Here is a 12,648-nt window from a genome sequence, read left to right on the forward strand (position 1 = left end):
TTCCGGCGTTTATTCCCGAAATCCGAAATTATCCCGAAAAAATAGCAAAAAAAATAAGCCGGCCTAAGCCGGTTTACTTCGGTTCCTTGACACCTTCTTGCAAGTGACGTGTGCAATTATATAATCGCAAATCCCAAGAATTCTCCATTTTCTCCAGAATCGTTAAAGACAAATTGCCAATCCGCTCCTGGCATTTCTCCTGGTACAAGGCGATATAAAGCTGCGCCAGCAGACCTCCATGCGAAACAACCAACACATTGTTGCTTGGGTAACGCTCCGCCAAATCAGCCATAAAGGACAAAGCCCGCTGGCGGATTTCCTCGTCTTTCTCCTGCCCCAGCTCATGCTGGTCCCAATCCTTGCCCCATAACGTTTCTCTTTCCACCAACGTCATGCCCTCGACCTGACCAAAGGAACGTTCCATCAACCGCGAATCAGGATCGTACAGCGGAATCCCCAGCGTCTCGGCCAAGATTTCACCGGTCTCGCGCGCCCGTGACAAGTTACTCGTCAGGACGAAGTCCCAGCGGTATTCGCCTTCCTCTTTCAATCTCTGGCCGAGCAGTCTGGCTTGTCGCCGTCCCTCGTCGTTCAAGGGGATATCGCTCTGCCCTTGAATTCTACCTATCGCATTCCAATCAGTTAGTCCATGGCGAATCAAACCAACGAGCATAACCATCCCCCTTTAGATGTAAAAAACGCCCCGCCCGCTCCAATAGCGGAAGAAGCGTTTGTTAACCCAAGTTTATCTTCTGGTACGGCGGAGTCCTTTCCAGGAAAAGAGCGCCAGCAACATGCCTGCCATAGACAGTACCATCCAGTATTGCGGATAAGCCGGGCCCATTTGCACGGCAAAAGGCTCTACAATTCCACGCGAAGCGCTAGGCATGGCGAACGAAAAATCCGCGTATGCATCTGTCTCCGAGCCGGCCGCCGCGACAGCTGTCGGCAGAATCCCGGTCATCGGCTCGGCAGCTTTCTGGTTCGACGGGGTATGATCCATCAATAGGAAAACAAAGCTGCAAAGGAAGATAGCCAGGAAACTGGCGGCCCAAAATACGACCCTACGCCGGAAACGGCGGGTAACACCGCGCTTGACGTCAGGGGCCAGCCAAGGGGATTCGGCATAAATCCGATCCATCACTCGCCGATTTACCGTTTCTGCCTGCTCCTCCGTCACTTCCATCGGTATGTACTGCAGCATGTCCAGGCTTTCTTCCCATTGTTGATATTCGTCTGCGCAAGACTCGCAGCCCAAAAGATGCCGCGCCAGCAAAATCCGCTGAGGGTGTTGTTCGGGCAGGTCCCTTAACAATCCGAACAATTCTTGGGCCTCTCTACAATTCATCTGCTTTTCATCCCTTCGTAATGCTCGTAGATGGGTTCATAAAAGTAGGGTTCAAGCTGACTTTTTACACTGCTGCGCGCCCGGAACAACAGCGACTTCACGGCGCTAACACTTTGTCCCAGAATATTCGCGATCTCTTGATAATCCAATTGATCGTATTCGCGCAAGATCAAAGCCGATCTTTGCTTCTCCGGCAGATTGTTGATGGCTTCTCTCACCATGCCCACTTTCTCGCTCCGTAATACCGCTTGCTCGGGGACGACATCGTTTGAAGCTACGGGAACGATCCCGCTTTCATCCAAGGGGACATTGCCGTTTCTTTGTTTGCGAAGTTCGCTGAGCACCGTGTTACGGGCAATCGTATACAACCAGGTGGAGAAAGAAGCATCTACCTCTCTGAAGGAATGCAAGCTGCGAAATGCTTTATAGAACGTTTCCGAGCATAGATCTTCGGCAAGCAGCTCCATATGAGCGCTCTTTAACATGTGATAAACGAAGGCCAATATCTTCCGCTGATACCTTCGCATGAGCTCCGAGTACAGTTCCGTATTGCCTTCCTTAATTTCGCGAATCATTTGGGAATCCGTCATTTAGGTGCGATCCTCCTCGCGCTTCCATGGGCCATCTTCCCGTTCGATTCTTACATCAATTATTACCGAACAGGTTTGAAAAAGTTGCGGTTATCTATGTAACTTCGATAAAAAATCTATTCGACATGAAAGCAAAATTAACAGCGTAGCCAAACTTTGAGGATATTATACCACAGGAGTTGGATTTAAAAAAACATCCATTCCTGCATTATTCATGTCAATCGACGACGAAACGCGATTTCTCGTTGCCATAAGCCCCATAAATTGGCAGACCTTTGCCCATTTCAGCAAAGGTCTGTTCAATACAATATGCTAGTGGCCTCAGGATGATTCAGCAATTGACCCTGCAACGAAACGCGTGGCCGCCTCTCGAACGTCGGCTGCCTGCGTGATGGCGGAAATCACAGCAATGCCGTCCGCCCCAGCGCGAATGATTTCGCCGGCTGACTCGATCGTAATGCCGCCGATGCCGACCAGGGGCAAGGCGATCCCGCAAGCGCGTAGCTCGCGGAGAATTCCCGGCCCTTGCGGTGCTTTGGCGTCCGCTTTCGAGGCCGTGGGATAGATCGGCCCGATGCCAAGGTAATCGGCACCGTGCCGAACGGCGGCCTCCGCTTCGGCGAGCGTGTGCGCGGAGACGCCGAGGATGCGGTCGCCGATCCGGGCGCGGACCCGCACGGCCGCTTCGTCCTCCTGGCCGACGTGAACGCCGTCGGCTCCGATCGCAAGGGCCAGTTCCACGTCGTCATTGACGAGGAACGGCACACCACGCTGGCGGCATGCGCCTTGCAGCTGGACGGCGAGTTCCCGCAGCGGAGCCCCGGTGAGCGCGCCCGGCCCTTTCTCGCGGAATTGCACGAGCGTGACGCCGCCGGCAAGCGCCTCTTCCAGCACCCGCAGCGGCTCTATACAGCAGTTCGTGCTGCCGATGACCAGATAAGTCCGCAGCAGTTGGCGCATGCGGGCTGCCTCGATGCGACCGCTTCCGCCACCGTCGTTCATCGGGATACTCCTTGTAAGCGACGGTAAGCAAAATGGTTCGTCGGCCCATGCCCATGCCCCAGCTCAAGCCCGTGCTCGATCGCCGCTTGAATAAAGGCCCGGGCGGTCCGTACCGCGTCTAGAGCCGGTAAGCCTTTGGCTAACCCCGCTGTCAGCGCAGCCGAGAAGGTGCATCCCGTGCCATGTGTATGTGGCGTGGGAATTCGCCGTCCGACCAACTCCGTGAAGGTCGACCCGTCATAGTACAAATCAACAACCCGATCGCCGTTCTCGGTGTCGTGGCCGCCCTTGATTACGATCTGCCGCGACCCGTACGCGCAAATACGTTTGGCCGCTTCGCGGCGATCCTCCATGGTGCGGATCGACAGGCCGGACAACACCTCCGCCTCCGGGAGGTTAGGCGTAACGATGAAAGCCAGCGGCAGCAATTGCTCGCGCAGCGCTCGCACCGCTTCCGGCTGGAGCAGAGAAGCGCCACCCTTGGCAACCATTACCGGGTCGACCACCACTTGAGTCCAGCCAAAGGCACGAATCTGGGCGGCAACCGCCTCAATGATTTCCGCGCTGAACAGCATGCCGGTCTTCAGCGCATCCACCCCGAGGTCGGAACCAACCGCTTCGATTTGCTCCGCCGCCGCTTCCGGGGGCAGCGGGTAGACGTTCGTCACGCCCAGCGTGTTCTGAACCGTCACGGCAGTGATAGCCGACATGCCGTAAACGTCCAGCTCCTGGAACGTTTTGAGGTCGGCCTGGATGCCGGCCCCGCCGCCGCTGTCCGACCCGGCAACCGTCAGCACCTTGGAGATCCGGCTCATCCGACCCACCATCCGCCGGCGCCTGTCGCCTGCATTTCACGCACTGCCGCGTGGCCCTTGAGCGAATGCGGATGAAGCTTCGCCAGCTCGTCAAGGAACGCGATCTGGAAGCTGCCCGGTCCGGCGGCAGCCGTCCGCTCGGCGGCGCGGGACGCGGCGGCGCCATAGAACGCTAGCCCGGCGGTACCGGCCAGCAGCAGATCGCGCTCCACCGCGGCGAAGGCTCCCAGCACCGACGTGAGCAAGCAGCCCGTGCCGGTCACCTGGGTCAGCAGCGCGTCTCCGCCGCTGACAAACCGGCACTGCAGCCCGTCGGTGATGACGTCTTCACGGCCGGTAATCGCCACGACCGTGTTCAACGCCCGCGCGGCCCGTACCGCGAGTTCGGCCGCCTCGTCCCCCGCGGTGTCGCCGGCATCAACCCCCTTGATCTCGCGGGTTTCCCCGACGAGATGGGCGATCTCCGCCGCATTGCCGCGCAGGAGCGACACCTTTACCTCGCGCAGGATACGCAGAGCCGATTCGGTGCGGAAGGCGGTCGCCCCCGCACCGACCGGGTCAAGCAACACCGGCACGCCATGAGCGTTCGCCGACCGGCCGGCGAGGATCATCGCTTCGACCTGCTGCGTCGACAACGTGCCGATGTTCAAGACGAGGGCCCCGGCGATCTTGGCCATATCAGCCACCTCCTCGGGTGCATAAGCCATGACCGGCGAAGCGCCAAGGGCGTACAAGCCGTTTGCGGTAAAATTCGTGACGACAACATTGGTCATGTTATGCACGAGGGGTTTCGTTTTTTGCACCTTTTCCAGCACATCGGACAAATCTTTTTCCATTAAGCTCATGTTTTCAACCTCTCTTTCGATCATTTGGATGAATGCGAAATCATCGGCATCGCAACCGGCCAGTCTTCCTGCCGGTAAGCCATATCCCAAAAGAGATATTCCAACTGGCAGCTTTGCAGAAAATGATCGGCCATCCTTTGCCGCTCTTCCTCCCTGGCTGTATCCGCCCATCGGTCTAACGCATGGATAAACTTCTCCGTCACATCCCCCGAAAGACGCCCGTAAAAATCAATCCACTCATAAAACGGATGGTCCGATGTCGGCTGCACTTCTGCCAGCAGCTTTTGGCCGATCTCCAGATAGGTCCAAGGGCAGGGCAATAACACGGCATAGATCTCGCCCAAACTCCCTTCGTGGGCCACCGTCAACATATGACGGATATAATGATGCGCCGAGGGTGCAAGCGGGTACCCCTGCAACTCTTCAAAATTCACTCCGGCGGCCTGGCAAAAAATCTGATGGGGTTGAACTTCACGGTTTAAAATATACGCGATCTGTTCGTTGAACATCGCGATCTCCTCTCGGGTCCGGCTTTTGGAAATCGCGATACCGTAAATCCGCATATAGGCGTTTAAATATTCGTAATCCTGCTTAACGTAATGAATGAGCTGCTCTTTCTCCAGTTGTCCCCTTGCGATGCCTCTGACGAACGGATGATCGAATATGGCTTGATAGATCCCGTCCGCCTGACGTCGCAGCTCCTGCGTAAACCCCATCGTCTCCACCTCCCAATATATTGAACTAGGAAATCCCCTGAGAAGACGACGACAAACGACCTGTTAACAGAGCGCGCAAAAAAGCCGCTCCGTAGAGGGAGCGGCTCGATCAAGTCCTAGGCTGAGATACGACAACCTGAGCACTATTCACATGGGGGCCGACTCCACTTTCCTACGCTAGTATGAACTAGATCAGGTTCAAAGGGTCCAAGATGGTCTCTTGTCTCAGCCGTTTACGGCGCCCCTAGTGGATTTCCTATGCAATTCACCTATTACTCTACCGATCCCTGCCTGGATTGTCAATCCCGTCCAGCGAAAGATCGTTGGATCACTTGCTTCTCTCGTCTACACCATCCCCGGAATGCTGCATAGCATAACTATCAGGGAACTGTCTTGTAAACCGGTTCCTCAGGATAAGTAACCGGATCCCATCCAGCTAAGGAAGGTTAGGCCATGAATTCAGCCGGAAAAAGCAAATCCTCGTCCTCCAACAAGAAAAATGGCAAAAAGGGCGGTTTCCGGCCAAAAACCCCGGAATATACCGTAGCTGCGCTGCTTCTTTCCGGTAAACTTCGCGTGGATTCCGTCCAGTTATACCGTAACGCAACCATGTATGTCTCCCTTGTTGGCGAATACAAAACGATCAGCAGCGATGTAAACGCCGACAAATTGCTGAACTTTCTCAACGAGAATGGAGATATGACCATCAATGACATCATCAATGCCATGAAGAAAAAAGCGGACAATTCCTCCTGAACCCGCTCTTCATTTGAAAGATTCGGGTGGGAGGATCGCTCGCTTTACATCATAACCTAGATGCGGGGGTTTACTACAATGAGTGAATTTGACGGCGAAGGCTTCTCGGAACTCATCGTAATCATCATTCTGGTCGTTCTGTTCTTCTACGGTTCCAACGATATCGAAACGCTGACGGGCGCCCCGACTTCCGATTAACGTCGAAGGCGACCCACAGCGTTCTCTCGTTATTTCAACTGCAAACGAATCGTTTTGATTTCATACGGTGACATCGACAACTCAAGCTCCGCAGCTGAGGAGGATTCTCCTAAAGGCCGTTCCATCATGTCGGTTTCTTGCCAGGAAATCACCGGCATCCCGAAATGGAAGCGAACGCGGCCTCGGCCTCCCTTGTATTCATGCAAACGAACGATCAAGCCGTCGCCGTCTTCCGCTTTTTTCACGGCATCAATGACGACGTCCGCACTTCCACTCGTTTGGAGCAGTGAGAATGAAGACGAGCGCGCCTGGCCCATCGTGGCGTAAACCGGCTGATTTAGCAGCGTTGCTGCCTGTACGGTACCACCTTCGGACCAATGCCCCTCGTGAGGATACAGCGTGTACGTAAACTCATGCTCGCCGCGATCCGCTTGCGGATCCGGATAAGTCGCCGATTTCAGCAGCGACAGCCGAATCACATGGTCCTTAATGTCGTGGCCGTATTTGCAATCATTCAGCAGGCTGACCCCGTACCCGTGCTCTGACAAATCGACCCATTGATGACCGACCGTTTCAAAACGAGCAAGGTCCCAAGAGGTGTTCCAATGCGTCGGTCGCTTGACGTTTCCGAATTGGATATCGTAAGTAGCTTCCGTAGCCCGTACGTCAACTGGAAAAGCGACCTTCAGCAGTTGCTGACGCTCCTGCCAATCAACTTGAGTCTGGAAGTCAATCCGCCGGTTGTTGCCATACAGAATCATCTCTTGGCGGATCGTCGAGTTCATATAAGTCCAAGTAAAGCTAACGACGGCGCGCAGCGAACCCGTCAAGACTTTACAGTCCTGTAGCTGTTCGACCTCGCGTTGTTTCTCCTGGTAGAACACATCGATGTCCCAAGCCTCAAACATTTTCGGCTTATCTTCGAACACCTGAAGTACGTTCCCCCGTTCGCCCGGCGCCAGCACTTCGCGGCCGGCTTCCCGATCAAAGATCGAGATTAGCTGCCCGCCATCATTCCACTCGATGTTATAAATCGGGGTTTCGATTCCGTTTGGCCGTGTTTTAAAAGGTTCATCTGGTGTGAGATCAACCTGTTCGTCCTTGCTGCGTTCAATCGTCACAAAGCCAAGCGGCGGCACGTTCTCTACTTGCACCCACACCGTCTTTCCGTCGAATTCGGATTTCAGCTCTACCCCGCCTGCTTGAACCCACTTTGCTCCCTCAGCTTGCCCCTCCAAAGCAACCAAGCCGGTAAAAGGCCAGGAGGACGGATTCCATACGGTGTACGAATCCCCCGCGTCGTTCGTCAAGGCTTGAATGGCTTGCTCGCGGCAGGATTCCAACAGCGATTCGGCCAGCGCGTACTCCAGCTTGGAATCGCGGTACACCTCTGGAATGGACGAGCCTGGAATGATGTCGTGGAATTGGTTGCGCAGGATCGTTTTCCAGCTTTCGTCCAACTTCGCTTTCGGATAAGCCTCCCAGTCTCCTTCCGCGAGCAGCGCCTGCAGGCTGAGCAACCATTCGGTGTCCCGGGACAACAACTCCAGTTTGCGGTTCATCTTTTTGTTGTACGCTTGGCTGGTGTAGGTTCCTCTATGGTATTCCAGGTACAGCTCACCGTCCCAGGTATGAACATAGCGATCCGCCGCCCCAACGGTCTCTTGCAGCTTGGCGAAAAATTCGTCCGCCCGGCCGGTCGTTACCCTCGGAAGGCCCGGCATTTCGTCGAGCCGCCGCCGCAGCTCCAGATGCTCGCGATTGACACCGCCGCCTCCATCCCCATAACCGTAAGAAAGCAGAAGCTCTTTGTTAACCTCTTTGTCGCGATACGTCTCCCAAATGCCTTGCACGCTGGACGCCTCAATATTCCCGTTATAGGTATACCACCAGAAACTGCCGTCCTGCGGCGTAGTGATGAAGTGCGTCAGCACCTCGCTGCCGTCGATACCGCGCCAGTGAAACGTATCATGCGGCATGCGGTTGTACTGGTTCCAGCTGATTTTCGTTGTCATAAACGTATCGATGCCCGACTTGCGCAAAATCTGCGGCAGGGCCCAGCTGTATCCGAACACGTCCGGGAGCCATAAGTAGGTACATTCCTGGCCAAACTCCTCACGTAAAAAGCGCGTCCCGTACAGCAACTGCCGCACCAGCGATTCCCCGCTCGTCAAATTGCAGTCTGCCTCCAGCCACATGCCGCCGGCCGCTTCCCAGCGCCCTTCCTTGACGCGTTCCTTGATCTGTTCATAAAGCTCCGGATAATCCTGCTTGATATATTCGTACAGTTGCGGCTGCGTCTGCAGGAACACGTACTCCGGGAACATCTCCATTAAGCGCAGCACGGTGCTGAAGCTGCGGGCTGCTTTTTCCCGCGTATGCTTAAGCCGCCACAACCAGGCGACGTCGATATGCGTGTGTCCGATGCATTGGACCGTGACCGGCGACGTCTTCTTCATTCCCGCCACCGCTTGGGTCAATTGCTCCTCGGCTTCCGTCAGCGAAGCATAAAATCCTTCCGATCCTGGATAAGACCAATCGATCCTCAGAAAAGCACGATCCAGTGCCGTCAATAGGTCGGTCCGCTCCGGCGCATTCGCCGGCAGCACCTCCACTGTCTGCATGACCGCACGGGACGTATAATACAAGCGATCTACGGTCCCGTCCAACCAAGCGATTTCCGCCCGCTTGATCCGGTGTTCCTGCACCTGCGGCTTCCCGCCGCCCTCAAGCCCGGACCATAAACGAAACTGCAACTTGACCTTGGTACCGGAGGCTTCTTCCGGGAAAAACACCTCTTGGTGATTCATATCCACGCCTTGGAACGGTTCGCCGTTGACATACAGGAGCGATTCGAACCCGGAGTTGTTCCCTCCGCCCGTTTTGCCGAAATCGAACACGCCGACGATCTGGCGTCCTCTCCATGCGGCCGGGATTTCAATGTTCGTCTCCAGCCATAGGTAAAGATCTCGGCCTTCCCAGCGTTCTCCCGCCTGCATCGTGGACCATGGCCCCTCCTTAGGCGGTCTGGCGCCGATGTGCCCTTCCTCGTCCACTTGCGCTTGAAACGCCTCGATCGGCTGGGCATCGCGGTATCGGTATGCTTCCAGCTCGCGTATCCGTGCATTCAATTTCTCTTCCGTCCAAAACATCGTATCGGGTACCTCCCTGAATATGAGTGTGCCTACCCCCTCATTTTCCGGTTCTGTCCCTGCGAAGTAAATTACTTATCCTCATCAATTTTTGTCCTATTATGATATGATGAAGATAATTTGAACAAAGGAGCGCCTGCCTATGGATTTGAAAAAATGGCGGAACGAACTGGCTTCTGTACTGAACGGAATCTGTGGTGAAATCGCGGTGGGGGATGCCGTGGTCGATTGGGTCGATATCGTGATAGAACAAACCGGCGGTTCTGGAAAATGCCCTCCCCACGCGCATACGTGGTACGAATTCAACTACGTCCTGTCAGGTCGGATGCAAACTCGCTTCATTGATCAGGACGTGATGGTGCACGCGGGCGAATTTTTTCTGATCCCGCCGGGGATGACCCATGCTCACGACTATTCCCGCGAAGATCCGCATGAAGGCATCTGCCTGCGATGGCGGTTTCGGCCTTCACCAGGCGAAGTAGATACCGCTGACGATAGCTTTCTTGGACGGCTTGGTCGTCTGAAGGATTGGCCCCCCGGCGCTTACCGCGATAATGACGGCATCCGGTCGCTGTTGCTCCAGTTCTTTGCCGAAGCGGAGAGCGGGCGGTCCCCTTTTTATCTGCGGCTGCTGTTGGTGCAATTGCTGGAGGTTTTGTCCGGAGTGACCGTACGCCATGCGTCAGTGGCAACAGAGCCAGTGCAAGCCCGTGACGCGTTACTCCGCAAAGTGGAGGTTTATTTGGAGGATTTTCGCGGGGACCGGCTGAATGTTGAAGCGTTGGCAGCCTCGCTGCATATGAGCTACGGCCATCTATCCCGCTTGTACAAACAAAAAACCGGCCGGACTCTGATCGAGGAAATGAACCGAATCCGTCTGGCCAAAGCCTGCGAGTTGCTGTTGCAGCCTTCCTTGCTCATTAAGGAAGTCGCCGAACAAGCCGGTTTTCCTGACATCTACTACTTCAGCAAGGCGTTCAAGAAGAAATACGGCATCAGCCCGCTCACTTACCGCAAGCAACAGGCGTGCTTGGCGAAGTAGCGCTTTTTCATAAGGCATGTTCGTTAATCAGGGCCAACGGATGTCTTGTGCCACTTGTGCCGATGCCCCCTGTGGGTGTCGTATCTGTAATCACCGTTCAAGTGTTGTCCCATTGTATTCGATTTTTCATATATAACTTGTCATGAACACCCAAATGTACGAGATCTATTCGAAAATTCATACAGAAACATGTCTACCGCACTCCCGCGGCCAAAATAAGCATGATAATTCATATATAATCGGCTGAATTCAGGAAAATGGACGATATCTATACAATTTATCGTATAGATTTCTCGCCTGCTGTGTAAAAAGACAAAAAAAAGACCGCTTCCTTCGAAGCGGTCCTTGCTCACTCACGAGCAAGAAGTTATTGGATAGGAGTGGAGAGAAACCATACTGTACTTTTATTATATGTATACGTTTTCATTCTGTCAACACTTTTTTTGAGCGCTTTCATTTCGCAATCCACAAGGGGTTGCCATATCCCATTCAACTCTTAGTTTGACATCGAAAACATCCCAGTGTCCCTCGGTTTGAAAGCGGAAATAGAAGCATAGGGGCACGAAGTTCGCGTTCGCTAAGAGTGTGTAACGGAACCCAAGGCTCTTATTTGCCCATTTCCCAGTCATTTCCCGTTCTAACGGACTCTAGTGACCTTATTGGGCTTGAATGGTACCTAAAGAGACGCTTTTGTCCGAAATAAGGTCTTCTGGGTCCGTTAGCAACAAAATTGAACCTAAAGCGGACAAATAGCGTCTCTGAGTTCCGTTAGCTGAAATCACACATCAGGCCCGGCTGAATTCAAGATTCGACGCCGAGCCTCCCCTTCGATTCCCCTTCGTGATCAAAAGCCGAATTTAAAACAACCTCTTCCAATTCAGGTTTTAAATTCGGCTTTTCAGCACCGAGAAGGTTGAATGAAGCTAGGGACTGAGCAGCGCAGCGTAGGTAAATCCTACGTGAGCAGCGGAAGGCCCGGCTGAATTCAAGATTCGACGCCGAGCCCTCCCCTTCGATTCCCCTTCGTGATCAAAAGCCGAATTTAAAACAACCTCTTAAAGGTAGACGGTGTGGCCTAGGGATTGGAGATGCGCCTTCGCCCTCTCCATCTCCCCTTCCTGACGGAAAGATAAGCGCAGCACACCCGGAACGTCCTCGCGACTTTCGATAATCTGCATGTTGCTCAGGTTGATGTGCCGAAGACCCAGCTCAGTCGCGATTTGCCCGATGATCCCCGGCGTGTCGGGCACGTCGATGTAGATGTCGAACAAAGAGGTGATCGCCCCTTTGCGCCGCTCCGGCAACTCGCTGCGGAACCGGTTTGCTTTTTGGAACGCGGCTTCGATCCCTTCTCCGTTCTGTTCCTCGAGCAAGGAGATGAAACCTTCGATCTCGTCGTTCCAATCCTTCAACAAGCCAAGCAACACTTCGCGGTTGCTGAGCAGAATGTCCCGCCAAACCACCGGGTCGCTCGAAGCGATCCGCGTGATGTCGCGGAAACCGCCGGCCGCCAGCATGCGGTACAGCCCGTTGCCGTCGTTGTAATCGCGTACCTGGTTTACCAGTGCAACCGCAATGATATGCGGCAGATGACTGATCGCTCCAACGATTTCGTCATGCATGACCGGGTCGACGCGGACGATTTGCGCTTTAGTGTGTGACAGCAACTGTTCTAAGCGCTGGTAAGCCTCTTCCGGTACGTCAGGAGACGGCGTCAACACGTAATAGGCGTTCTCGAATAAGAACGATGAAGCGGCCTCAACGCCGGAACGCTCCGAGCCGGCCATCGGATGGCCGCCGATAAAATGCACGCCCGGGCGAGAAATTCTCGCCGCGCAAGCGGCGACGGCCGCCTTCGTGCTTCCGACGTCCGTCACTATGCAGCCAGGCTTCAGCGGAAGTTCAGTCAACTTCTGTAGGTAATCCTCCAGGAGCCCTACCGGCACGCACAAAAAAATAAAGTCGGCATCCGCCGCCGCCTCTTCCATGGACAGAGTCGCGGCGTCAACGACGCCGCGCTCCTCGATGCGTTTCAGGGATTCCGGACGGTGGGCATGGCCGACGACCGCGATTCCCGGCTTGCCTTTCAGGCACAACGCCAGCGAACCTCCGATCAAACCAACGCCAAAAATGGCAATTTTCGTTGTCATCGTTTCTCACTCATTTTCTGCGAATAAATTAGGA

At 54.6% G+C, this 12,648-nt stretch carries 11 protein-coding genes and 1 riboswitch; of the genes, 2 read left to right on the plus strand and 9 right to left on the minus strand.

Features of this window, described 5'->3' with window-relative positions:
- Positions 1-73: 73 nt before the first annotated feature.
- From IM700_RS07395 to tenA, 7 genes are all read right to left on the minus strand, one after another.
- Positions 74-673 carry a histidine phosphatase family protein gene (locus tag IM700_RS07395; protein ID WP_155605339.1) on the minus strand — a complete coding sequence of 200 codons (600 nt, stop codon included), beginning with the start codon at positions 671-673 and terminating at the stop codon, positions 74-76.
- 72 nt (positions 674-745) lie between these two features.
- Entirely contained in the window at positions 746-1,348 is a 603-nt protein-coding gene (locus IM700_RS07400; protein WP_193415996.1) for an anti-sigma factor family protein, read from the minus strand.
- A complete protein-coding gene (locus IM700_RS07405; protein ID WP_155605341.1) occupies positions 1,345-1,938 on the minus strand; it encodes an RNA polymerase sigma factor in 594 nt (197 codons plus the stop codon). The genes IM700_RS07400 and IM700_RS07405 overlap by 4 nt, the downstream gene beginning before the upstream one ends.
- Positions 1,939-2,259: 321 nt before the next feature.
- The gene (thiE, locus tag IM700_RS07410) at positions 2,260-2,940 is read right to left on the minus strand and encodes a thiamine phosphate synthase (RefSeq protein WP_193415995.1); all 681 of its coding nucleotides are present in this window, start codon (positions 2,938-2,940) and stop codon (positions 2,260-2,262) included.
- The gene (thiD, locus tag IM700_RS07415; RefSeq protein WP_193415994.1) at positions 2,937-3,755 is read right to left on the minus strand and encodes a bifunctional hydroxymethylpyrimidine kinase/phosphomethylpyrimidine kinase; all 819 of its coding nucleotides are present in this window, start codon (positions 3,753-3,755) and stop codon (positions 2,937-2,939) included. The genes thiE and thiD overlap by 4 nt, the downstream gene beginning before the upstream one ends.
- On the minus strand, positions 3,752-4,600 hold the full coding sequence (thiM, locus tag IM700_RS07420) for a hydroxyethylthiazole kinase (RefSeq protein ID WP_155605343.1): 849 nt from the start codon (positions 4,598-4,600) through the stop codon (positions 3,752-3,754). The genes thiD and thiM overlap by 4 nt, the downstream gene beginning before the upstream one ends.
- Positions 4,601-4,620: 20 nt before the next feature.
- On the minus strand, positions 4,621-5,316 hold the full coding sequence (gene tenA / locus IM700_RS07425) for a thiaminase II (RefSeq protein ID WP_193415993.1): 696 nt from the start codon (positions 5,314-5,316) through the stop codon (positions 4,621-4,623).
- Between the two features lie 152 nt (positions 5,317-5,468).
- Positions 5,469-5,572: riboswitch (TPP riboswitch) on the minus strand.
- Positions 5,573-5,769: 197 nt separating this feature from the next.
- Between tenA and IM700_RS07430 the strand changes: the two genes are divergently transcribed.
- Positions 5,770-6,072, plus strand: coding sequence for a hypothetical protein (locus tag IM700_RS07430; RefSeq protein WP_193415992.1), 303 nt, complete (start codon positions 5,770-5,772; stop codon positions 6,070-6,072).
- A 227-nt stretch (positions 6,073-6,299) separates the two neighbouring features.
- Here IM700_RS07430 and IM700_RS07435 read toward each other — a convergent pair whose 3' ends face one another.
- Positions 6,300-9,422 carry an alpha-mannosidase gene (locus IM700_RS07435; protein ID WP_193415991.1) on the minus strand — a complete coding sequence of 1,041 codons (3,123 nt, stop codon included), beginning with the start codon at positions 9,420-9,422 and terminating at the stop codon, positions 6,300-6,302.
- 142 nt (positions 9,423-9,564) lie between these two features.
- Between IM700_RS07435 and IM700_RS07440 the strand changes: the two genes are divergently transcribed.
- Positions 9,565-10,464, plus strand: coding sequence for a helix-turn-helix transcriptional regulator (locus IM700_RS07440; RefSeq protein WP_155605347.1), 900 nt, complete (start codon positions 9,565-9,567; stop codon positions 10,462-10,464).
- Positions 10,465-11,519: 1,055 nt separating this feature from the next.
- On the opposite strand, the gene IM700_RS07445 is transcribed toward IM700_RS07440, so the two are convergent.
- The gene (locus IM700_RS07445; RefSeq protein ID WP_193415990.1) at positions 11,520-12,614 is read right to left on the minus strand and encodes a prephenate dehydrogenase; all 1,095 of its coding nucleotides are present in this window, start codon (positions 12,612-12,614) and stop codon (positions 11,520-11,522) included.
- Positions 12,615-12,648 lie beyond the last annotated feature (34 nt).

The sequence above is a fragment of the Paenibacillus rhizolycopersici genome, from assembly GCF_014947195.2.
Lineage (GTDB): Bacteria > Bacillota > Bacilli > Paenibacillales > Paenibacillaceae > Fontibacillus > Fontibacillus rhizolycopersici.